Genomic DNA, 23,722 nt, shown 5'->3' with positions numbered 1-23,722 from the left:
TTTCCCCTTCACTGTAATGCTATGCGATTATGGACACTTCATTCTTCCGACCTATGAATAAGCCTATGAACAAAAAAAGACAAGGCATGCCAAAATTCTGCCTTGTCTTAGGTGGAAATCCCTGTTAGCGTGATTCCTCTTGTATCGTTTCCTGTCTTATTGGATTCCTCTTAGCTGAGCGGCGGCAAAAACGTTCATAAAATGCCTTTGCTTCCTCCTTGGATACATCCATTAATATGGTTAACTGAAAGGGCTTCGCCCGATTATAAAACTGTATGGTTGCTGCACCGAACTTTCTCTGCAGCCAGGAATGAGAGACTTCAATCTGCTGCAGATTCCTCCATTTGGTGTGTATGGTCCTCGTGTATATTCCGCCTTCCCGTACTTGGATATACTCCTCTTCCTTCAAATAGCTCGTAAATTGATAGTCGAGCAAACGGAAGATTATCTCTGCCAGCAGAACAACAGCTGCTGCCAATAACCATTCCCTCTTCACAAATGCCAAAATAATGATGGCACCTAAAGTAAAATAGTATGGCCTGATTAGCTTTAGCCATAGGACCTTCTTTGGAAGCCGATGCATATCCTCCACGATATGGTAGTCAGGCAGCAGCTGATTTGTTAATTGATAAGCTTTTTTCTTCTCCATAAATGGGTACAGCGAATTGATTTCCATCTCTGTTCCGATGGTTTCCTGGCCGGCACTGACAAGCGTTATTTCCGCCATACCAAAAACCCGTTTCAGCAAGGATTGCTGGATTTTGATCGCCTGCACCCTAGACTTTTGAATCGAATACGTATTAGTCGTAAGTACGCCTCTTGAAATATAAATTCGGTCGTCATCTGCCGAGATGACAAAATTACCGTACCTAAACAAGGTTTGTAAATATCCGACCGTAAACGCCGCAAGCAGCATAACCAGCCCTAACGGAATCCAAATCCACATATTCCGCTCGAAATAAAGCAATACCTGCTTGGATGTTTCCTCGATATTCAGCCATTCATCCAGTTGGAAGTAGACTGTCATCAAAATGGGAAACAAGGCAAGAAAGCTAAATGAAGTAAAGGCAGCCTTAATCGTATCCTTTTGGGTCGATTCAAAGAATACGATTCGCTCCTTCTCCACCTTAACCTCGTCTGGTAACACTTCATCATTCTTAAGCAATACCCCAAGAATTCGCGTTTCTTCTGCTAAAGAAATGGCCGGGAATGATATATTCGCATCCTTATCGCTTGTGCCGGTTTCGAGCTTCAGGGAGGTAATCCCGAGCAGCTGATGGACGAAATTCGCCTTTGAATGATGGTCCTGAATTCGCTTAAAAGGAATATTCCGCTGATTCTTTACGAACACTCCATCCCGAAATACAATCGCCTCATTCGTTATCTCATAGGTCTCAATCGACCATTTCAAGATACTGTAGAGGATGTATCCGATGAACAATCCAATCAATGCGTATCTTCCCCAAATGATCAGCTTCGACGTTGAACCAATATTGATAACGAACAGAATAATAATCAAAAAGAACATATCTTTAATAAAGGAGGCAATATTAAAAAGAATAACGGCTGGATGATACCTTCTCTTCTCGTTCATCAAGCCTCCTCAACCCCATTCTCCCCATCAAGCTTCACCTTTGCATAGGTCGCAATCTGCTCCCTTAAAGCATAAGCCTCATCATGATGGATAGCCGGAATCGTATGATCTGAGGTCGTTGTGCCAATTTCGACATTATAAAGTCCATATTTCCGCAAAAAAGGGCCTTGATTGGTTGACACATACTCAACCTTTTCCATTGGAATGACAATATGCTTCACGGTGAAACGCCCATATTTCAGCTGGGCAAACTGTTCATCTATTTCATACCGCCATGTTTTCTGGAGGTATATAGGCTTAATCCCGACAGACCAAACCGCCAATGCCAGAAGCAAAACAGTAATGATTGTCAGAATCGTGAAAATCCATGTCTTCCAATCATAATAATTCGCTGCAAAAAGAAATACTCCTGCTATACACAAGGCAATCCCATAGCCTAATAAATTGCTTAATCGCCACACCCGCACACTATCTGCCGATATTTGCTTCGTTGGCTCTTTTATCTTTAAATACATACTCCTCCCCCTAACCATTCCTGCTTACATGAATATTCTCTCATAAGGAGCCATGACATAGAATAGATTTTGTCAATTTTTAAAATAGTTGGCTGACTTTTCTTATTTCCCGAGAAATAAGTCGAAAAGCCTTACAAATGCTTTTCCAAAACAGGAAAGATTCATCTATTTACAGCCTAAAATATGTCCCGAATAATTAAAGTGATGAGGAAAGTCGCCATTTATTTCAAGGAGGGATTATAGATGAGTACAACTACCAAGAAATCAACAAATTGCACCGAGAAAGCATGTACCGAAAAATGCACATGTGATTGCAAGAATTTTCTGATTGGTGGATTAGTCGGCGGTATGATTGGCGCAGCTGCCGCACTCCTTTTGGCACCAAAGAGCGGGAAAGAACTACGCAGTGACCTTGCAGCTACAGACGGCGGTAAATACATATGTCATAAAGCCGATGAGCTGAAGCAAAGTGCTGTTCATAAAGGGGAAGAATTCACTGAACACTGCAAGGCGAAAAAAGCGGATATAGCAGAAAAACTCTCTAAACAATCCTCTTCCATCCGTGAGACCATCAGCACTCTTAAGCTGAAGCTGACTGAGGCCAAACTGCACGCACAGGCAGAAGCCCTCGAGGAGCTTGAGGAAGAGCTTGAAGAAGAACTGGAGGAAATTCAGGAAATCCAGGAAAAAGAAAAGGAAGACAAGGAATAATGAGTGAGGGCAGGAGAATTCTCCCGCCCTCTTCCTATGTCCAAAATAAAAACAGCAGGCTCCAGCCTGCTGTCTGCTTCTTATTGTTCTACTGTTCTTGTAGGAACAAATGATTCTTTATATGTTTCTTCCCATAAATCAATACGGCTTTGAACATGAATTTCATCGCGCATGCTTGTATGTGGTTTTTCAATTTTCTTCGTAATTCTTTCACGCCAGAAATCCTTAAATCCTGGTTGAATCATCATAGAATGTGCAATATTAAGACCATCTTTATCTTCACTGAAGACAACTAAAACCTGGCAATCTTTATAGGAATGTGTATCTTTTGTTAATGATTCATCCAGCATTTCAACTGTTACGACCTTGTTAAGGCGTTCTTGTTCAGCCGGATCTGGGTGATGAAGCGTATTCGGGCAAATGTGCGCTACCTTTCCGTCTTCTCCTATTACTACACGAACATAACCTAATGTTTCTTCCTTGTTTAACATTACAGATCCCTGCTTTCTTGATGGTTGTATACCTATTATATTTTTCGTGTATAAGCATTATCAATCCATAAAAAATGGCAATTAAACCATACTCCTTAACGAAAAAAGGAGAAAATTGATACTAGAGCGAAGAGTAATAGGGTAAAGAGGATTTAAGCAAGGAAACGAGCAATTTGGAGGGGATACTATTGTCAGGAAAACTGGAACTGCTAGTTGATGAAAACGCCATTCTAGGGGAGGGACCGACTTGGGATGAAAAAGCCCAATCCCTATACTGGCTGGACATTATGGGAAAGCAGCTACATATATTCGAATATGCCAAAGGATCAAACCGAACGATTGAGCTGGAGCAAATGCCCGGCACCATCGTTCCGAGAAAATCAGGCGGCGCAGTCATCGCCCTGCAGAATGGCTTTTACTTCATGAACCTCGAGACCGGTCAATTAGAACCAATCACAGACCCTGAAAGCCATCTGCCGCACAATCGCTTCAATGACGGCAAATGCGACCCAAAAGGGCGCTTTTGGGCGGGCACTATCCATTTAGAGGGAAAAGAACACACTTGTGCACTATACTGCCTTGATACAAATCTCGAGGTGGATAGAAAAATCAGCGAGGTCACTAATTCCAACGGGCTCGCCTGGTCACCCGATGAATCAACCTTTTACTTTATTGACACCCCAACCTTAAAGGTTGTCGCCTACGACTATGATGCTAAAACAGGCAGCATCACAAACCCACGTAATATCATTGCCTTTCCGGAGGATGAAGGATTCCCGGATGGAATGACCATTGACGAGGAAGGCATGCTCTGGATAGCCCATTACAGCGGGTCTAAGGTATCTCGCTGGGACCCAAACAACGGGCAGCAGCTAACCACTATTTCCGTACCAGCCAAGCATGTCACCTCATGCACATTCGGCGGTCCGGACTTAGATGAACTTTATATCACAACAGCCAAACAGGATGATACCGACATGAACGAATTCCCCCATGCAGGCGGACTATTCCGTATTAAGCCAGGGGTAAAAGGAATGCCAGCTGTTCCGTTTAATGGGTAAGCCGGCGGTGACAAGGAACAGGAGCTGTCTGCTCCTGTTTTTTTATTTTCCAGCGGGACGAAGGGGAGGGATAGGCGCGGCTCCTCCCATATCTATCCTACTCTTTCACCACCCCTCCCGATAACCATAAAAGCCAGATTTTATGTAGCACAATAAAGAATGATATTAGTCCATCATGAAAAAAAGAGACCGTTATCCGGTCTCCCTGTGCTGTTTAATAAATAATTTTTTTGATACCAAAATGGCTGATATTCTCGATTAACTCGGCTATCTCCCGCGGCGTTTCCTTGAAATCGTTTATCATCCATTCATTCAGGATACCAATCGTACCGGCTGTTATGAAGGTGCATAGGTAGTCAATCTTATTCTTGGGGATATCCTTGCCGGAGCGTTTCCACTCCTCCATGCATTTATTATGGGCAATCTCCAGTATATCCCGCAGGAAGTCCTTGCCGCTCCGTTCATTGAACAGCATGCGGCTCAGCTCTTTATTCCTTAGGATGACCTCCAGTATTTCCTCTGTAAACCCTGATATGGTGTAGTCATTCCGTGCGAGATGGAGGCCGTTCTTTAATTCTAGGACTAGCTGCTTTTCCAGCTGATCCAGCAGATCATAGACATCCTCATAATAGCGATAGAAGGTTGCTCGATTTATTTCACATTCCGCACAAAGCTCCGTCACGGTAATTTTGTTGATCGGCTTTTTCTCCAGCAGCCTGATAAGAGATTCTCTGATGAGTTTCTTTGTTGTTCGAATCCGATAATCTTCCATGTTTCCTCCTTTTATTAAACACTTCTATCTTAATTGTTGCACAACTAACATTTTCAGTTGGATTGATGATTGATAGATATCGTTTTCCAACCTTATAATAGGCTCATATTTTATAAAACACAATGTTTAATATCTTACGGAGGGTATCATGAGAAATATATCAATCATAACGGATAGCAGTTCTGACTTACCCGTCGATTTTATAAATAGAGAAGAGATTAAGGTTATATCACAAAACTATTCTTTTGATGATGGGGTAGAATACGGGGAAGAGCACCCTATGCCTATGGCGGAATTCTATGAGCGTATGAGGAGAGGCGAAGCAGCCAAAACAAGCGCCTCTTCACCTGATGCAGCCATGCAAATCATACAGAAGGAATTGAGTAAAGGGAATGACGTGATTTGCATTACCTTATCAAGTAAATTGAGCTGCACCTATAATAATATACGTTTAGCCAGCCTCGAAGTCTGTGAGGCGTATCCAGACCAGAAAATCGCCGTCATTGATTCCTTATCTGCATCTGTCGGAGAAGGTCTGCTAATTTATCAAGCCTGCGCTATGAGAAAAAACGGCAAATCATTCTCAGACATTGTCATGTATTTGGAAAAATATCGGCAGACATACCAGATGGAATTCTATGTGAATGAATTAAAATACCTTGTTAGAGGCGGTCGCTTAAGTGCAGCCGCTGGGGCCATCGGAGGTATCATGGGAATCAAGCCGATTCTCCGCCTGACTGAGGAGGGGACCATTGAAGTTGCTTGCAAGGCACGTAAAGCATCAGGGGCCTACACAGAGCTGAAGAAAAGATTCCTTGAAAGCAAGGCAGACCCAAGGATGATTACGATTGTCCACTCGGATAATTTGGAGCAGGCGATCGCCTTAAAAGATGAACTTCAGCTTGAAGAGCGGTTTGACCAAGTCCTCATTACCGAATTAGGGCCGACTATCGGAAGCCACACAGGTCCGAAATGCTTAGGAATCGCGTATCAAAAACAGCACTAACAAATAAAGCTAGAGCCGCTTCATTACGACTCTAGCTTTTTTTAGCATCAGGCCTTCTTCTTTGTCCTTTTCGGCAAATCAGGGGCTTCGCGGAAGGTATCAACGATATGCATGATTGCTAAGTACGGATGCTTCCAAATCATCTTTGGCCCGCTCTTGCGCATCACATCCTTGACCTGTTTCTTCATATCCGGCTTATAGCAATGGATCTTGCAATTCTGACAGGCAGGCTTCTTTTCCTGGAAAGGGCATTTGCTCAGACGGAATAAGGCATACTCTTTCAATTCCGCACAGCTTTCGCACAGCTCCTCCTGTTTATGCTCGAGATTACAATACATCTCAATCATATGGACGATCGTTTCTCTTTCTCTCTGCATTCTTTCCACACGACATCAACCTCCATTACTATCATAAAATATCTAATAAATGTGAACATCCGCTAAATGTAACCAGCAAGGGAAATCACAATCCAGGCTCAAATGCAGAGACTGTACAGAACAACTGAGGTACCGAGCAAAGATTAAAAGGATAAGCCTTTTTTACATAGGCTGACATAGCTCTGTGATTAGACTTATCTAATCAAGAGGTCTGCAATTGTGGCCATGCAAGCGGCACAATGGCTTAACACGAAGCTAAAATCATAATTTGTCCAGAGATGCCCAGATAACTGGGCATTTTTTATGATGACTAAGAATCTCGTTCTTTTCTCCTAAAAAAGGTTCCCTTTTATGCCGAATAAGATTACTATATTAATATGGAAATTATTGGTTTGGTTATTTGTCAGGAAGATCGTAAGGAGATTAGAAATGAAACGAAATAATAGTCAGTACGATTATGGTTTATTAGGAATTATCATCTTATTCATGGTCATTAGCTGCATAAGCATCTATAGCGCGCAAACCTCTTTGCCTTACTCTTCAAACTTCGCCCTGCGGCAATTCATTTGGTATATTATCGCCTTCTCACTAACTGCTGTCATCTATTACTTCGATACGGAGCAGATCAAGAGATTATCCTTCCCTGCTTATGTGTTCGGTATTTTATTATTGGTGATTCTCTTTCTTTCCCCTTCAACCATTGCACCTGAGATAAAAGGAATTAAGGCCTGGTTTTCAACACCGCTCGGGTCTTTGCAGCCCTCTGAATTTATGAAGGTCTTCTTGATTATGTTTCTAGCAAAGCTTTCGGTCGACCATAACCGGAAGTTTATTCATAGAACCCTTTATACTGATTCCTTACTTATCGGCAAAATCGTGCTTGGGACAATGATTCCGCTTGTCCTTATACTCTTACAGCCAGATGCGGGTACTGGGATGGTTATTTTGACCATTATGATTGGCATCATCTTTTGCTCAGGGGTAAGCTGGAAAATCCTCAGTCTCCTATCTGGTTGGGCTGTACTGTCCCTCGGCATCTTAACGTATATCTATCTATATCAACCGGATTTATTATTGGTCTTTCTTGACCAATACCAAGTAAACCGAATTCATTCCTGGCTGAATCCCTTCATGTACAGCAGCAATATAGGCTATCAGCTCACTCAGTCCATTTTTGCAATCGGTTCTGGCATGACAGAAGGAAAGGGATTTCTAAACGGGGTTGTCGATGTCCCTGAAGCCCATTCAGACTTTATTTTCACTACAATTGGCGAGGAATATGGCTTTATTGGAGCAAGTATTGTCGTTGTGCTCTATTTTCTTCTTTTAATGCAAGTCAAGACCATCACCATGAAGAATAAGAATGAGTACGAAGCCCTGATTGGCGTTGGGGTTATTGCGATGTTCACATTCCATATATTCGAGAATATTGGCATGGTGATTGGGCTTGTTCCCATTACGGGCATTCCGCTGCCTTTGCTAAGCTACGGCGGAAGCTCGCTGCTCTCAAGCCTATTTGCTTTAACCATCATCCTGAATATCTCAGCAAAATCAAAGTCTTACATGTTTCATAAAGGATAAAAGCTCCTCATCGACTTCATGCACAATCGACATTATGCAAGATTAGGTTAATAGAGCCATGCCCGGCTTCTTACGAACGATACCTGGAGATTTGGCGAGCGGAATCATGTGAAATGAGCGAATCAAGAATGATTTTTTTCAGCCTTCCAAAAAGCATCCTATCAGAGCAAGAAGCTCAAATTTTTGAACAATTTTGTTAAACTAATAGTGACAATACATGTAAAAAAAGAGGTATGAGGATGAGCAGACCAACTGAAGTCACATATGATTATATTAAACAACGAATTATGGAGGGTGATTATAAGCCTTCACAGAAATTGAATGAGAGCGAATTATCTGAAGTGATTGGGGTCAGCAGAAACACGGTGAAGAAGGCATTGCTTAAGCTGGAACAGGAGAATCTCGTTTTGATCGAAACCAATAAGGGGGCAAGGATTAAATCCTTTTCCCTGGAGGAGATCATCAATTACCTGGAAATCCGCGAAACATTAGAAGGATTAATTGCTAAAACAGCCGCCCCTCATATGACAGAGGAGAGATTGCTGCTGCTCGAGGAAACCTTCGAGCAGATGAAAGGCCATTTGGAGAACAATCGATTCGATGAGTATTCCAAATGCAATCAAACCTTTCATGCCATCATTTACGAGGCATCCACTAATCAGCAGGCTGTCGAGATGGTTAATAAGATCAAAAATCAGCTTAAAAGGCTGCAAATCAAGACGATTCTTATTCCTGGCCGGACTCAGGACTCGCTTAAGGAGCACCAGAAAGTCCTTAATGCCATGAAGTCACATGACGGAAACTGGGCCGAGGATGCCATCAAGCATCACATCGCACAGGTGCGCAAAGCCCTGGCAGAAAACTATACTTTCTTAGTCTAAAGAATCTCAAGCAGGAGGAGAAACCAAAATGGTCATCCTCCTGTTTTTTGTTTTTCCAGGCAGGGTCAAAATGAAAGAAAAATTCCGGAATACCTGGTCTTTGACAGCTGGATTCTATTTTTTTGACTGTCATCACTTGATTAGGCATCATTTCAGGATGAAATAATCCTCACTTCTTGATTTATGGGCGAAATCCGCGCTTTCAAGGAACCTATTCCCCATGAAAATCAGCATACCCAAAGGCTTTCTTCATCCGCACGAGCACTTCGTTAGACATATTTTACCACCAGGTATAAACTAGAGCTAAATTGTTAAACAATATTGTCTAATTCAAGAAAAGAGATGAAGGTTCATGCGCTTTTACACCGTCATCCTTTTGTCCTTGTTGTTTCAAACGAGTATTAGAGGAGATACGGTTCTTGTTACGCTTTATGCAATGGATTTAGAGGCTACTTCCTTGTCCTTAGGGCTTGTCGTCGCTTCAACCGCTCTTTTTCCAATGTTCTTTGCCTCCTATGCTGGCAGGTTGTCGGACAGAACGGGCTATCGAATGCCGATTGCGATTGGGATGCTGGGAACGGGTGCGGCTCTTTTGATTCCCTTTCTATTCCACGGAAGCTTAATCGCCTTAATTGCGGCACAATTATTATTTGGACTGTTCCAGATATTCACGATTGTTTCAATCCAAAATTTAGTCGGAGCTTATAGTACGGAGGATTCTCGTTCCAAAAGCTTCGCTGCTTATACACTGGCCGTTTCAGTCGCCAATTTAATCGGTCCGTTATTAACCGGATTTGCTATCGACCATCTTGGCTATTCCGTGACTTTCTTGATTCTGGCGGCCTTCTCTGTTATTCCAGCGGTGTTCTTCCTAAAGCTCGCCATGCCGGTTCTTGCAGAGAAAAAGTCAGGGATGAAAGCAGAGCAGAAGGGCGGATTTACCGAGCTGCTGATGCAACCATCCTTACGGAAAACATTCATTACAAGCGGTATTATTCTAACAGGAGTCGGCTTATATGAGTTTTACTTCCCAATATACGGGAAAACTCTCGGACTTTCTGCTTCCGTTATTGGGATCATTATTAGCTGTAATGCGACAGCCTTTATTCTGTCACGTCTCTTCATGCCATTTTTAACAGCCAAAATGAAGGAGGAGAGAGTGCTAGGGGTTTGTCTTACCATATCAGCGGTGGCCTTCTTCCTCATCCCGCTCAATGGAGATCCATTCTATTTGATGGCCGTCTCCTTCCTTATGGGGCTTGGGCTGGGATTATGTCAGCCGCTGTCCATGACAATGGCCTATAATCATTCCCCTATTGGAAGAACAGGCGAGGTGCTCGGTATCCGTCTCACAGTCAATAAAGCTGTGCAATTCCTTATACCGATTGTCTTCGGATCTGTCGGTTCCCTGCTCGGCTTTTTCCCAATCTTCTGGTCAAACGCCGTGCTTCTGGGCTGCAGCGGCGTGACTTTGTTCGAGCAAAAACTGAATAAGCATTCTGCCTAAAAAAAGAGGAGCCTCCCATCTAATTGAATGGGAGGCTTTCCTTGATTATTCAACTGATTTCAAGGCTTCAAGCATATCCACCTTTTTCAGCTTCACATGCATGATGACCATAACAATTAGAGAGAAAGCAATCGTCATGAGCCCTGAGATAACAAAATTGCTGATCCATAAATCTGGACTGAACATCGCATTATCTGGAGGCAATGTTTCATTGATATACGCATGAAGCAAGTAACCGCCCAAATAGCCAGTAAGAATCCCCATGATGGTCAGGGCGAAGATTTCCTTGAACACATATAAGGTGATTTCCACCGGATAGAAGCCAAGTACCTTAATCGTGCTCAACTCGCGAATGCGTTCAGAGACATTGATATTCGTCAGATTGTATATGACGACAATTGCAAGCATGGAGGCACAGACGATGATGACAAGTACGACATTATCTAATCCACCCAATATTTCATTAATGGTTTTGCTCGATTGATTGGACTTGATAACGGCTGTTGTCGCCTCTTGCTTCATCACATCTGCTGCCACTCGGTCCACATTCTCTGCTGCGTCATCCTTGACCTTGATTAAGCTGGCATTATTCACCGCTTTTCCCCCCAGGACCTTCTCGTAGTACTCATCTGTAAGGAAGGCATAATGACCAACATATATCTCCATAATACCGGAAACCTTAAAGGAATATTCCTGATCATCCGCATCACGGAGGGTGACCTTATCGCCAACCTCTGCTTCCATCACCTTCGCGAGTTTTTCACTCAGAATGACGCCATCTCCTTCAATGGACAGCTTTTTGCCGGATTCCCGGTTTTGGAGTGTCATATAGTCCTCCAGCATCTCATGGTCATCTGAGACAAGCATCGTAATATCCTGATCATTATCATCTGCAGCCGTTCCTGTCATCGCTTCATAATGAATATCTCCATAGGAGCTAATTTGCTCATCATCAGCCAAAGCTTTGTGATAATTATCAATCTCCTTATTATCCTCATCATAAACAGAGAGGATATCATAGCGAATGAGGGTATTGAACTGTTTATCAGCAAGACCGGATAAGGAATTCTTGATGCCAAAGCCTGTGATCAATAAGGCCGTGCATCCGGCCACACCAAAGATCGTCATGAGCATCCGTTTTTTGTAACGGAATAGATTCCTTGCCGTCACCTTATTATTAAAGCTCAACCGGCTCCATAGCGGCGTGATGCGCTCGAGCAGGATGCGCGTACCGATTTTTGGCGGTTTTGGTGTCATCAAATACATTGGCGTATGGCCCATTTCCTTTCGCGCCGCCAAAAAGACCGTTACAGTCGTGCAGGCAATGGAGACAAGAAGTGCGATAACAGAATACACTGGGAAGAAGCTCAGGTCGACCGTTTGGAAGGTGTATTCAGCCGCATACGCATTGAAAATGACGATCGGCAGGATGTAATGGGCAAGCGTGATGCCGACCGCAGCTCCTAGTATGCTCGCCAATGATCCGTACACGACATATTTGCTCAAAATGGTATTGTTCTCATACCCTAATGCTTTGAGCGTCCCGATTTGCTGGCGTTCCTCACTCACCATCCTTGTCATCGTTGTCAATGACACTAAGGACGCGATGCCAAAGAGGATGACCGGGAATACCTTTGCCAATGAATCAACTCGCTGGGAGTTTTCCCAATACTGTTTATAGGAAGGATTGTCAGTACGGTCACGTACATCATAGACCGGCAGTTCAAGGGCATTCAGCTCATCCTTCGCATCCGCCATTTTCTCCTCCGCATCGGCAATCTCCTTTTCAGCCTCCAGCTTTGCCTCAAGGAATTTTGTCTCATTTTCCTCATACGTCTCAAACCCGGCTTCGATTTGCTCCTTGGCGTCTGCCAATTGTTTCGCACCATCGGCTTTCTCGGCATCCAATTGATGGATTGCTTGCTGCAATTGGTCTGCCTTTTGTTCATATTCGGATTGGCCGAATTGCAGCTGAGCCTTGCTTTCCTCGAGCTGCTGCTCTTTTTCCGCTAAAAGAGCACCGCTACCCGCCAATTTCGAAGCGGCCTGCTCATACGTCTCTTGACCAGATGCAAGCTGCTGTTTCGCTTTCTCAAGCTCAGCTAATCCCTCTTCATAAACAGCCATTTGGGTTGATAATGCCTCTTCCTTCTCTTTCAGCTTAGCCTGTCCCGCGGCAATCTTAGCTTGCGCGTTATCCAATTCAGCTATTTTACTGTTTACCGTCTCCTGCTTCGCATCAAGTTCTCCTTGAGCAGCTGTCAGCTCACTCTCGCCTTGTTCAGAAGCTTCCTGAAGCTTCATGAGACTGGCATCAAGTTCAGCCGTCCCTGTGGCCAATTCCTCCCTTTTGGCTGCCAAGGTTTGTTCCCCTTGCTCAGCCTCTACTAGCCCGGCTTTTAGCCCAGCCAATTGCACCTCAAGCGTGGTTGTATCCTCCCCTGCCGCTTGCAGCTTTTCAATCTGTGTGCTGAGGGCCGTAATTTGCTCATTTAGATACGCCATTGTTTCATCCAGCTTTTCTTGCTCTGCCTCCATGGAAGCCGAATCCTTCAAGAGCTCTTCTTTCTTTGCCTTTAAGAGGGTAAGCTGATCTGCCGCTTCCTCAAGCTCGACTGATTTCGCATCAAGCTGGGCCTGTGCATCAGTGATTTTAGCTTGAGCACCGGCAGCTTCTTCTTTACCTGCTGAAACGGTTTTCTGTTTACTTGCTATCTCTGCCTTTGCTTCCTGCAATGCAGTCTTCGCACCTTCCATTTCAGCACCCGCTGCCGCCAGCTTTGCTTCATTCGTCTGAATAACGGCACTTGCCTGGTCAAGCCTGTTCTTGGAATCGGCCAATTGCTCTTTCTTCTCCGCATAGGTTGCCTTGGCATCCACAAGCTTGGCCGCTCCATTCTCAATCGCCCTTTCTGCATCGATTAATTGCTGCTTGGCTGCTGCGAGCTCCTGTTCCCCGCTTTCAATCTTTGACTTGGCAGAGCTGATCTTCTGCTGATAAAGAGCTTGATGCTCATTGTAATCTTCTTCAGCGTTTACAAGCTTCCGCCTCGCATCGCTCAATTCCTGCTCTTTATCGACCAATTCCCGCTTAGCGTCATTAACTTTCGCTTGGGCCTGATCAATATCCTTTTGTCCATCCTCTTTGATGGCGGTAAGACGAAGTTCAGGCTGGTCCTCTAAGCTCGAGGTAATTTGTGCAGTGCTTTTCTTGATTAAACGTGTATAGGCATCCTCATAATAGGCATACTTGCTCGCACCCTTCACCTTAATGCGCGCCATCGTGTACACGTCTGAATCGAAATGATCTTCTGTCACCACACCATATGTATCCAGGCTTCCTGTCCCAACAGTTGAGCTCCCCAAATTTGTCTTGCTCACAAATTCACTTGATTCCACATACCCAACAACCGTGAAAGCAGACCGGTTCAGCCTCGAATGAATGGCTTTTCCATCTTGATTGACCAATTCAATCTTAGAACCTAGATCATAGACAGATTTAAGACTCTGATCAAGGGCAATGTCCCCCGCTTTCTCCGGCAATTTTCCTGCCAATAAATTATATTTAGATAGTTTATCGGTCAATGAAAAGACACGAATCGATTCATTCATGCGTTTTTCTATCGCATCATAAAAATAGCCATATTCAATCGTGTCAATGTTTTCATTCGCTTCAATAGCCTTTGCGTCCGTTTCGTCTAGTCCATAGGTTGAAACAATCGAAACGTCTGCTAATTGGTAGGTGTCGTATATCTTTTCCGCCGTTGAACGCATATCAGGCCCAGTCACCTTTAAGCCAACAAAGGCAAAGCAGCCTAGCGCAATCATAGCCGCAATGGATAGGAATCTTCCGAAGGTCTTCTTGATTGTTCGGAATGTCTCTCTGTGCAGCATATTATTCATCATCACCATTCACCTACCATTCAATCGAATCGATGGAAACAGGATTGGGATTGACCGTAATCTTCCGTACTTTCGCATCATTGATATGAATGACACGATCAGCGATTGGTGCAATTGCCGCATTATGGGTGACAATAACAACTGTTGTTCCAGATTCTCGGCTCATGTTTTGCAGAACTTTCAGAATTGATTTGCCAGTATTATAGTCTAAGGCACCAGTTGGTTCATCACATAGGAGAATCTTTGGATTTTTCGCAACGGCACGGGCAATCGCTACTCGCTGCTGCTCACCTCCAGAAAGCTGGGCAGGGAAGTTATCAAGTCTGTCTGCCAGCCCTACGTCCCGCAGCACCTTCCTCGCATCCAGCGCATCTCGGACAATACTTGCTGCAAGCTCCACATTTTCAGTGGCCGTCAGGTTGGGCAACAAATTATAGAACTGAAACACAAATCCAACATCATTTCTGCGGTAGGCCGTTAATTGCCGGGTATTATACTTAGCAATATTGTTGCCATCAACCATGACATCCCCCTCATCATTCGTATCCATACCGCCTAATATATTGAGGACTGTCGATTTACCGGCTCCAGAGGCTCCAAGAATGATGGCAAGCTCGCCCTTTTCTATGGTGAAGTTTATTCCGTTATTGGCGACGATTGTGGTCTCCCCTGACTGATAGCGTTTATAGCTGTCAATCATCTCAATGTACGCCACATACATCCTCTCCTTTCCGTCAGCAAATTTATTAGGTATAGTAAAACTATAATACCTTTTTGAAGCCCAGTTCAATGTGCAGATTTTAAAAAGTGTCTATTTTAGAATAATAAAATAGAGGGGCTGTTTTTATAATAGGAAAGAGTGATTCACATTCATGGAAAATAAAAAACGGCGAACGATTACGCATATCGAGGAAACCCTTCTACAATTAATGGAGACGAAAAGCATCGATGAAATCAAGGTCACCGATATTACTCGCCTGGCTAACATAAGCCGTGGAACCTTCTACCTATACTTCATCGACCGATATGATTTGCTTGAAAAAATAGAGAACAACATAATGAACTCTCTCATGGGAATCCTTGATTCTTCTCAATCTCTCATCACCCTTCCCTCAGAAATGGAAAACCCAGCGATTGATCAGATCATCTCCTATGTTTATGAACATGCTGACACGATTAAAATTCTACTTAGTCCCAATGGCCAGCCAAAGTTCTATACGCGAATCAAATCCTTTATCCGAAAACTCATCGAGGATGAACAAAAGAAACAAAAAGGAGCAGCTCGATACATTGATGGTATTCCGCAAGACTATGCAGAGGAAATCCTTATCGGAAGCATTTTAAGCATCCTTGAACATTGGATTAAAAAGGAGGAAATGGAAACCCCTGAAGAGATTAGCCAGCTGATTATCCGTACGCGGTTCATCTCTCCATTCGATATGCTCGATCATTAAAGAAGGCTGTTATCGGAGTGATTATTGCTCTTGTTTAATAGTTCGTTGAGATTTGATCCACAGATTCTTGGTATTTAGGGCAGTAGTATACCAGACCATCGTACAGCAGTAGTGCCATAAGGGACGCAATTTATATATAAAATCCGGGCTCTTATTTAAGAAAATTCTATACCATTGTTCGCCTTCTTTAATATCTGATACTCGAACTTGATACGTCATTTCAAAGATCATAGAAAAACCTCCAAATAAACAATATATTCTAACTATTCAATTCGACAGAGGGCTTTCCCTCTTCTACAAGCTGCCGCGTTTCTCCATTTACGTATCTACATAAAAGGGCATTAACCCTTCTTGGATTAATGCCACCATTTGATTAAGTACATTTCAAATCAATAGATATTTTATTCAATCCCACTTAGAGTTCTTTTCTATAACCAATCAAAACATATGCACTTAGACATATCTGAATAACACTTAAAATCAAAAACGGCGTTGTTACGATATATGTTTCTTGCACTAGCATATACTGGAGAATCAAGCCAAAAAAGAAAAGGGCACCCATTATCATCGAAATATACCACGAACTATTCCCCCTGCTTACAAAGCTAAATAAAGAAGCTATGATATTACCTAGTCCGAATATGACAATGGCAAGAATACCAGGCATAACCCAACTATCGAAAGGAAGATTATTTGCCCAGCTTTCGGGGTACTGCTCGGCAAAGATTCCGTAGTTTGAGCGGACCATTTGAATGCCGCAATAAATGGCGCCTAATGCCAAAAGTAAATCATAAATGCTCAACATTCTTGCTCTTGTTGTTTGCATCATTTCCCCCCCATCGTTCATAATATTTGTTCAAATACCTTCATATTAGTTATTAATTCTTTCTACGAGTCTTTTATTCCTTCTTTTGATTAACTCCCCTTAGTTGAAGAAGCCATACTCCATTCAATGCACCGCTAAATAGATACATAAGCAACAATCCGTGCGAAAACAATAAAAAACTGAACCTGCTTTATTCCAGGTTCAGTTTTGTATACTCTATTCTGCTTCTATCGCTAAAGCTGTAACAGGCGCAAAGCCTTTTGTCTTCCGAAAATGCATGTGGTGAGGGAAATTTACCATGGCATCTGAACAATCAATTAAATCTAAATTCAACTTCTCAATCGTCTCGCAATCAATGATGACAGATAGGATGCATTCACGCTTCATATGGCCTATTTCCGTATACAGCATCACGTCATAAGCATGAATAACCACCTTCTCAAGAGGCAAGAGCGCAAACAAATCACGTGCGATACGGATGACACTGCTGCACACATAATCCTGCTGAAGCTCATAATAGCGCGTCTTGGTCAAAGCCTTCTCAGACACCTTCCCTGTCTTCGTCAGCTTTTTCTCCTTCAGCGGTACCATCTCCTCAGAATGTACATCGAACTGGACTTCCATATAGGATAGGTCATCGGTCGAGAATTCAAATCCGCTCCCGAATTCAGTCAAGTCTCCGAGCGGGTCCATCTCCTGAATAGCACGGAAATAGGCATCAATGTCCCCGGCTAAAATATCGTTCGAAAGAGTCGTTAGCTCTGCCCAATTCTGATAGGCAGAATCATCCTCTTCCTTTCCCTTTGTTACAGCAAGCTCGAGCTTCTGGCGCTTCAATAATTGGCGCCCCTTAAAGATTCGCTCCAACCATGTCGGCTGGTATGCCTCAAGCGCTTGCCTTGCCTCTTTCTCCTTCGGGCCTGCCTGTCCAGCTTGGAATGGCGGTTCCGCTTTCGCTAAATACGCCCAATCCACTGGTTCATCAGCCTCTTTATGGATGCTCTTCAATAGCTCCACTTGGTTTTCATACATGTCCACTTCTAATTGGGCAAGTTCAAGCTGTTCCATTTTCTCTCTTTCGCGTTCTGCCCGCTGCAGTGCTTGACGCTGCTGATAAGCACTTGACTTAGCCCGGCTTCCTCCGCTCTTTGTGCTTGTATAGTAAAGACCTGACCCTGGAATACCAGCACTTGCTGTCCTCCGCCCGCTCGTATTGACAGAATATCGGACCCCCCTGCCGCCAATACTGAGCCCTGCGCTCTTCTTCCCGACATTGACGCGTACTCCTGGAGCAATCTTGAAGCTTTTTCTGAAACGTAACCCCATGTCTGCTTCTCCTCCTTCCCTTCGTTCACCTTTTTTCTTTATCTTGGCAATCATATGTCGTATTTTGTCGACTATAAAAAGACCTGGTCTTTTCGATTAATGAATGAACCCATTCAAATATTGATACAGATCGGAAAGCTCTTCCTCTTTCGCCACAATGCAGTTTGGATATTGCTTAATTTCTGCTACATTGGAGATTTTGAAATCATTCGGAGTCGGAAGTCCGGAAGCACAAATGATTAAATAATCTGCGTAATGAATCAGCCCTGTCACAGCAGACATTTTGATGGTCATCTGCCCCATCGCTCTCCCTGCAAATAATCCCTTCATAGCACTCTTTCCGCTCGTTCTTTCAATAATAATCTTGCTTTCATCCACCAACACTCTTGTTCCCGATTTCAAATCAAATTGCTTCATGTCTTCTGTCTCCCTTCATGTTCATTCTCGATGGAATAATAGGGCGCTTTCTTTATTTAATAAATATGGACGACAATAGCCAACTGTATCGGAAAGGGGAAGCACCTCCGGATGTAACCGGATATGAAGCTCCTTTTCGATATAGTCTCTTCTTTTCAAGATTCTCTCCCATAATTCCGGACTGTTCTCCCGAATTTCTTCACGCAGCTGCTCGTCTGCCAGAGCAATCCCGGTTTCAGCGCTCGCTCCTGCGTATCCTTGTACAGATGGTATAATGTCAATTTGCAGAAGCATTCCGCTCTTCAGCTCTGTGCTCGATTGTGGATAAACTGGGGATGACAGCCACTCTTCATCAGCCGTTAGATGGCCTGGATTCAAATGCCAATGGTAATCCTCCTTCGGCAGTACCTCTTCAATGATTTCATAAAGCTCGCCGCCCTTCATACCAATCTTGATTTGTTCAAGCCAGGCAACAACAGCCGCATAGTATGGAATCGCCGCTCGCTCAAGATAATCTTGAACATCCGCCGGAAGCTCCTCCGTGTTATTCACAACATATCCCGACCTGCTGGCCAATCCACCCTTAAAGCCCGTTGTCGCAGAAAACTTATCCCCAAGCTGGACCGCCTTATTCCTCGGATAAATGACTGCGTTCGTGAACCGGTCCCCCGTTGCACAGATAGCCGTCACATTATGCGGCTGACCGAATGCCGACAAGGAGGAGGCGAGTTCCATTTCCGTCTTTCCAATCTCCACTTGATTCAATACATCCAGTACACAATCAGAGGCAAGACTTGAGCCATATTCATAATGCTCGATTTCGTTGGCATTATTGGTTGTTCTAATTCCGCCATTCTCCCCCATGAATAGGGCGCTTGCATTCATGGCCTCACCGCCATGCTCTTTCGCAAGTCTTTGGAGGATATCTACGATGAAATAGGGAACATCAAATAATTGGCGATTGTCCTCAAAACGGCTCGTAAATACCTTCCAGCCAATAATCCCGATTGTTTTCCCGCAAAAATCAATTGCATCACTTATGATGTCTCTCAAACTGCGGTCATTCTCCATCGGCTGATTCGGCAATGAAAAATACGGAACATGAACAAGCTGAGCCTTCATGCGAGAATGAGGAGCCATCTTTACGTTTTCATTCCCAAGGAATAGGATTGCCTCTCCAGTAGAGGCAATCGCAAGCATAGCCTCCTCAAAACGGGGAATAAATCCCGTCAAATACTCAAAGTTTGCCCCATGCTCCCGGTCTGCATAGACAAATACAAGATCAACCCCATTATCCTTCATTGCTTGTAGCAGCTTGTCCTTTCTTTCACGAAAAGTTTCATCCGAAAGAATCGCCGGACGATTATTGAAAACAGGTTCTAGATATCGAACCTTCCTTAATGAAAAATTCTTATGATGATAGATTTCTTTTAGACTCTTCATGAACAGCTTCCTCTCTAGTAACACTATTCTATTAATCATTTTAATATAGTTATTACACATAAAAAAGGAAGATTAATTCTAAAAGTGTGTGCTAGGTCACATGATTTCACCGTGAACTAGCTTATAGTAATCAAAGGAAAACTATTCTATTCTACATTCAATTTATTCTCATAGATAAACCTATACGAAAGGAGTGTAAGAGGATGGAGACCTTAACGAAGGAACAAATTCTTGAAGAACTAGAAGATGTCATGGATCCAGAGCTTGGAGTTGATATTGTCAATCTCGGCCTCGTCTATGACGTGGAACTCATCCAGCCGCACAGCGTCAAAATCACCATGACCATGACCTCCATGGGCTGCCCATTGGCCGGACGGATTGTCGCTGATGTCAAAGAAGTATTGCTGCTTAATCTGCCGATGATCAAAGACGTTCAAGTGGATATTGTGTGGAGCCCTCCTTGGTCTAAGGAACGCATGTCTCGATTGGCGAAGCTTGCCTTAGGGGTTCATGGGTGAGGTAAGTCTTTACTTGTGAAAAAGCCCTGAATAATAACTATTCAGGGCTTTATTTATGCTACATTAATTTAGTTTGTAACGAACAACAAAAAGTTGCCTTTTGAAGGCAGTCTTTAAAAAATACTTATTACCCTTCTTCGTTAATAATAACGTTTTTTCCTCGTATCTTAAGAAGCAAAGGCACTAGTATCCATAAAACAGCAATCACTAAAAATATTAATGACAATGTATTTGTTACAAAGATACTAAAGTCACCATTAGAAATTGTTAATGCACGTCTCATATTATTTTCAATCATTGGTCCCAACACTAGAGCAAGCACTAATGGAGCTACAGGATAATCATTTTTTGACAAATAATAACCTGCCACACCGCAGCCTAACAATAATAGCAAATCAAATGTTGTATATTGAACCGCATAGACACCAAATACGGATATGGCGATAATTAATGGCAATAGATATTTCTTTGGTGTCTCAATTACTTTTGCGAAGATACGTACAAGTGGCATATTTAAGATAAGTAACATTAGATTCCCTAAAAACATACTCGCAATTAATCCCCATGCGACTTGTGGATGCTCTTCAAAAAGTAAAGGACCCGGTTGGATATTATACATAATAAAAGCGCCCATCAAAATAGCTGTTGTTCCTGATCCAGGTATCCCTAAAGTCAAAAGCGGTATCATCGCTCCACCAGACGCAGCATTGTTGGCTGATTCCGGAGATGCAACCCCAGCAATATTTCCTTTTCCAAATGTTTCTGGATTTTTGCTAATCTTTTTTTCCGCAATATATGCAAAGAAAGAAGCAAGTGTAGCACCTGCACCTGGCAAAACTCCTAGAAAAAAACCTAAAATGGAACCACGGCCAATAGGTGCGGCGCTGTCTTTTAAATCTTGTTTTGTAGGGATGATACGTTTAATTTTTGCGACCGGCTCTTCATCCTTTTCTTTTTCAATAATTGTTTTGAAAACCTCACCTAATGCAAATAATCCTACGGCTACTGTTAAGAATTCAATACCGCTATAAAGTACAGGTTGATCATATGTAAATCGTGATATTCCTGAAACAGCATCTATCCCAATTGTTCCTAACAACAGACCTAGAACAGTCATTATTAGCGCTTTAGTTATAGATTTCCCAGCTAGGCCGCTAACAGCTGCCAACCCTAATAGCATAAGAGAAAAATAATCTGCGGGACCAAAATCAATGGCAACTTTAGATAATGGCCTTGCTAATAAAACCAATCCAATTAACGACACTATACCTGCGACAAATGATCCAATAGCGGCAATAGCTAAAGCTGAACCTGCTCTTCCCTGTTTTGCCATTTCATAACCATCTAATGTAGTAACTACAGATGATGATTCCCCAGGAGTATTTAATAAGATAGAAGTAGTCGACCCTCCATACATTGCTCCATAATATACCCCTGCAAGAAGTATAATTGAACTGGTTGCAGCCATTTCAACTGGTAGCCCAGATGTTAATGTAGCTGTAACTGGTATCAACAATGCCACCCCACTCATTGGTCCAATACCCGGTAATACACCTACTGCAGTACCGATAAGCACACCTATTAATGCAAAAAGTATATTATGCCATTGAAATGCTATCGCAAACCCATTCATTAAAAATTGTAGTGTCTCCATGAATTCTCTTCCTTCCTTTAGAATGGAAACCCGGGTAAGGAACCACCTAGAACATTAACGAATACATAATAAACAAACAATGTGAATGCACCGGACACAATAATAGAACTAAGCCATTTTTTCTTTTCAAAGGTACTGAAACTAATTAAAAGAAATAAGAATGTAGAAATAATATAGCCTAGTTTTTCAAGAAGCAATACGTAACCTAGTGCGACAAGAAAGATTATTATAAATTGTTTATAATTATATAAGTCTTTATTTTTTTTTTGTGTCTCTTTAGGCTCTTTATTTTTTATCGTCTCAATAAGGAGAATTCCGCCAAGAATGAACAATGCTATCCCTAACCCCATCGGAAAAGTTTTAGGACCAATTGCAGAACCATACGCACTATCTGATATATCTCGCGATTCAACAAATACAAGAATTCCCAGCGCTAAAAAACCAATGCTTGCTATACGATCAAAGTATCTATTCATTGTTACCTCACTCCCAAAAAGGAAATGCGAGCAAGGTATCGCTCGCATCCGACAATTATTTTTGCATGCCTAATGCTGTTAACATATCCTGAATAACAACTTCCTGCTCTTCAAGAAATGCTGTGAAATCATCCCCTGAACGATATTCATTCTCCCAACCATTACGTTTTAGCTCTTCTGCCCATTCTTCAGATTTTGAAAGCATATCAAGTTTTTCTAGCCAATAATTTTTCGCAGTCTCTGACATATTTTTAGGACCAAAAATGCCACGCCAAATTGTGAATTCGGCATCTATTCCTAAATCATACAATGTAGGTATCTTTTCCAACCCATCAAGCTCTAGTTTTTTGGGTGATGTCACAGCCAAAACACGTACATCTCCACTTTTTACATAAGGGGTAACAGTAGAGATATCTGTTCCGATTGCATCTGCATTATTCCCTAACAAGGCAGCCATTGCTTCTCCACCGCCATCATATGAGACGTATTTCACTTCCTTAGGGTTGATTCCATACTTATAAGCAGGGAGTATGGTAATTAAATGATCCATAGATCCTGGTGAAGATCCACCAGCTAAAGTAAGGGACGATGAATCTGCTTTGATTGCATCTAATAATTCTGTTAGATTTTTATATGGTGAATCTGCTTTTACAACAATTGCACCAAAGTCTTTCGTCAATTGCGCTAAAGGCGTTGTATCTTTGTAACCATAAGGGCTATTCCCTTCAGCTTTTAAATTATTTATTAAGATTGGTGGTGATTTTACCATGAGCATATGGTCATTTTTAGCCTCTTTTGTACCATATGTCGCCATAAAAACCGCCCCACCACCGCCTGGCTTATTTTCGATTGTAATAGCCTTCTTAATAAGTCCAGTATCATTCATGACCTTGCCAATTGAACGAGCTGTTAAATCCCACCCCCCACCAGCCCCTGAAGGTGCAACGATCGTAATATTATTTTTGGGATATCCTTCACTTCCCGCTGCTCCCGAGCCTCCAGTAGTAGATTCATTACAAGCTGTTAATACCAAAATCAGAGTAATAACTGAAAAGAGCACAAGTAGTTTTCTATATGTAGCCATACTAACCTCCCATTTAACTTAGTACTTTACACAAAATGTAAGCGCTATCTATATTAAAATGCATTTTCCCTACATTTTATATATTTCACAAATATTATTCTTTTTGTTTATAAATTCTATTTTGT

22 protein-coding genes are annotated in these 23,722 nt (G+C 42.6%); 8 read left to right on the top strand and 14 right to left on the bottom strand.

Annotated elements, in window-relative coordinates; translation table 11 throughout:
• Positions 1-124 precede the first annotated feature (124 nt).
• Both AC622_RS02170 and AC622_RS02165 read right to left on the bottom strand, forming a co-directional pair.
• Positions 125-1,594 (bottom strand): PH domain-containing protein, encoded by a 1,470-nt coding sequence (locus AC622_RS02170; protein WP_049669577.1) that lies wholly within the window; start codon positions 1,592-1,594, stop codon positions 125-127.
• The gene (locus tag AC622_RS02165) at positions 1,594-2,109 is read right to left on the bottom strand and encodes a PH domain-containing protein (RefSeq protein ID WP_049669576.1); all 516 of its coding nucleotides are present in this window, start codon (positions 2,107-2,109) and stop codon (positions 1,594-1,596) included. Before AC622_RS02165 ends, AC622_RS02170 begins: the two co-directional genes overlap by 1 nt.
• A 243-nt stretch (positions 2,110-2,352) precedes the next feature.
• Between AC622_RS02165 and AC622_RS02160 the strand changes: the two genes are divergently transcribed.
• Positions 2,353-2,820, top strand: a complete 468-nt coding sequence (locus AC622_RS02160) for a YtxH domain-containing protein (protein ID WP_082196987.1) — start codon at positions 2,353-2,355, stop codon at positions 2,818-2,820.
• Positions 2,821-2,900: 80 nt separating this feature from the next.
• On the opposite strand, the gene AC622_RS02155 is transcribed toward AC622_RS02160, so the two are convergent.
• Positions 2,901-3,311, bottom strand: a complete 411-nt coding sequence (locus AC622_RS02155) for a hypothetical protein (RefSeq protein ID WP_049669575.1) — start codon at positions 3,309-3,311, stop codon at positions 2,901-2,903.
• A 188-nt stretch (positions 3,312-3,499) separates the two neighbouring features.
• Between AC622_RS02155 and AC622_RS02150 the strand changes: the two genes are divergently transcribed.
• Complete coding sequence (locus AC622_RS02150) at positions 3,500-4,372, top strand: SMP-30/gluconolactonase/LRE family protein (RefSeq protein ID WP_049669574.1); 873 nt, start codon at positions 3,500-3,502, stop codon at positions 4,370-4,372.
• 214 nt (positions 4,373-4,586) lie between these two features.
• Here AC622_RS02150 and AC622_RS20385 read toward each other — a convergent pair whose 3' ends face one another.
• Positions 4,587-5,144, bottom strand: a complete 558-nt coding sequence (locus AC622_RS20385) for a TetR/AcrR family transcriptional regulator (RefSeq protein WP_053103704.1) — start codon at positions 5,142-5,144, stop codon at positions 4,587-4,589.
• A gap of 148 nt (positions 5,145-5,292) precedes the next feature.
• Here AC622_RS20385 and AC622_RS02140 point away from each other — a divergent pair, with 148 nt between their 5' ends.
• Complete coding sequence (locus tag AC622_RS02140; RefSeq protein WP_049669573.1) at positions 5,293-6,150, top strand: DegV family protein; 858 nt, start codon at positions 5,293-5,295, stop codon at positions 6,148-6,150.
• 47 nt (positions 6,151-6,197) lie between these two features.
• On the opposite strand, the gene AC622_RS02135 is transcribed toward AC622_RS02140, so the two are convergent.
• The gene (locus AC622_RS02135; RefSeq protein WP_049669572.1) at positions 6,198-6,536 is read right to left on the bottom strand and encodes a nitrous oxide-stimulated promoter family protein; all 339 of its coding nucleotides are present in this window, start codon (positions 6,534-6,536) and stop codon (positions 6,198-6,200) included.
• A gap of 420 nt (positions 6,537-6,956) precedes the next feature.
• On the opposite strand from AC622_RS02135, the gene AC622_RS02130 reads away from it, so the two are divergent.
• From AC622_RS02130 to AC622_RS02120, 3 genes are all read left to right on the top strand, one after another.
• Entirely contained in the window at positions 6,957-8,108 is a 1,152-nt protein-coding gene (locus AC622_RS02130) for an FtsW/RodA/SpoVE family cell cycle protein (protein ID WP_049669571.1), read from the top strand.
• 239 nt (positions 8,109-8,347) lie between these two features.
• Positions 8,348-8,989 carry a GntR family transcriptional regulator gene (locus AC622_RS02125; protein WP_049669570.1) on the top strand — a complete coding sequence of 214 codons (642 nt, stop codon included), beginning with the start codon at positions 8,348-8,350 and terminating at the stop codon, positions 8,987-8,989.
• Positions 8,990-9,341: 352 nt separating this feature from the next.
• On the top strand, positions 9,342-10,496 hold the full coding sequence (locus AC622_RS02120; protein WP_049669569.1) for an MFS transporter: 1,155 nt from the start codon (positions 9,342-9,344) through the stop codon (positions 10,494-10,496).
• Positions 10,497-10,541: 45 nt separating this feature from the next.
• On the opposite strand, the gene AC622_RS02115 is transcribed toward AC622_RS02120, so the two are convergent.
• Both AC622_RS02115 and AC622_RS02110 read right to left on the bottom strand, forming a co-directional pair.
• Complete coding sequence (locus AC622_RS02115) at positions 10,542-14,402, bottom strand: FtsX-like permease family protein (protein ID WP_049669568.1); 3,861 nt, start codon at positions 14,400-14,402, stop codon at positions 10,542-10,544.
• Between the two features lie 10 nt (positions 14,403-14,412).
• Positions 14,413-15,114, bottom strand: coding sequence for an ABC transporter ATP-binding protein (locus AC622_RS02110; RefSeq protein ID WP_049669567.1), 702 nt, complete (start codon positions 15,112-15,114; stop codon positions 14,413-14,415).
• Positions 15,115-15,271: 157 nt separating this feature from the next.
• On the opposite strand from AC622_RS02110, the gene AC622_RS02105 reads away from it, so the two are divergent.
• Entirely contained in the window at positions 15,272-15,853 is a 582-nt protein-coding gene (locus tag AC622_RS02105) for a TetR/AcrR family transcriptional regulator (RefSeq protein ID WP_049669566.1), read from the top strand.
• 415 nt (positions 15,854-16,268) lie between these two features.
• Here AC622_RS02105 and AC622_RS02095 read toward each other — a convergent pair whose 3' ends face one another.
• The 4 genes from AC622_RS02095 to AC622_RS02080 form a co-directional block, all read right to left on the bottom strand.
• The gene (locus tag AC622_RS02095; protein WP_156185538.1) at positions 16,269-16,682 is read right to left on the bottom strand and encodes a hypothetical protein; all 414 of its coding nucleotides are present in this window, start codon (positions 16,680-16,682) and stop codon (positions 16,269-16,271) included.
• A gap of 213 nt (positions 16,683-16,895) precedes the next feature.
• Entirely contained in the window at positions 16,896-18,005 is a 1,110-nt protein-coding gene (locus AC622_RS02090; protein ID WP_049669563.1) for a DUF4236 domain-containing protein, read from the bottom strand.
• Positions 18,006-18,101: 96 nt separating this feature from the next.
• Positions 18,102-18,422, bottom strand: coding sequence for a hypothetical protein (locus AC622_RS02085; protein WP_049669562.1), 321 nt, complete (start codon positions 18,420-18,422; stop codon positions 18,102-18,104).
• 21 nt (positions 18,423-18,443) lie between these two features.
• Positions 18,444-19,865, bottom strand: a complete 1,422-nt coding sequence (locus tag AC622_RS02080; protein WP_049669561.1) for a M24 family metallopeptidase — start codon at positions 19,863-19,865, stop codon at positions 18,444-18,446.
• Between the two features lie 203 nt (positions 19,866-20,068).
• On the opposite strand from AC622_RS02080, the gene AC622_RS02075 reads away from it, so the two are divergent.
• Positions 20,069-20,383: a metal-sulfur cluster assembly factor gene (locus tag AC622_RS02075; RefSeq protein WP_049669560.1), complete on the top strand. Its 315-nt coding sequence runs from the start codon at positions 20,069-20,071 to the stop codon at positions 20,381-20,383.
• A 127-nt stretch (positions 20,384-20,510) separates the two neighbouring features.
• Here AC622_RS02075 and AC622_RS02070 read toward each other — a convergent pair whose 3' ends face one another.
• From AC622_RS02070 to AC622_RS02060, 3 genes are read right to left on the bottom strand one after another with little or no spacing between them, the layout of a single operon-like run.
• Positions 20,511-22,037, bottom strand: coding sequence for a tripartite tricarboxylate transporter permease (locus AC622_RS02070; protein ID WP_049669559.1), 1,527 nt, complete (start codon positions 22,035-22,037; stop codon positions 20,511-20,513).
• Positions 22,038-22,054: 17 nt separating this feature from the next.
• Entirely contained in the window at positions 22,055-22,513 is a 459-nt protein-coding gene (locus tag AC622_RS02065; RefSeq protein WP_049669558.1) for a tripartite tricarboxylate transporter TctB family protein, read from the bottom strand.
• A 55-nt stretch (positions 22,514-22,568) separates the two neighbouring features.
• Positions 22,569-23,597 carry a tripartite tricarboxylate transporter substrate binding protein gene (locus AC622_RS02060; protein ID WP_049669557.1) on the bottom strand — a complete coding sequence of 343 codons (1,029 nt, stop codon included), beginning with the start codon at positions 23,595-23,597 and terminating at the stop codon, positions 22,569-22,571.
• Positions 23,598-23,722: the final 125 nt, after the last annotated feature.

This window comes from Bacillus sp. FJAT-27916 (assembly GCF_001183965.1).
Lineage (GTDB): Bacteria > Bacillota > Bacilli > Bacillales > Pradoshiaceae > Pradoshia.
The sequence above is the reverse complement of the archived record's forward strand: the minus strand, read 5'-3'. Positions and strand labels throughout refer to the sequence as shown.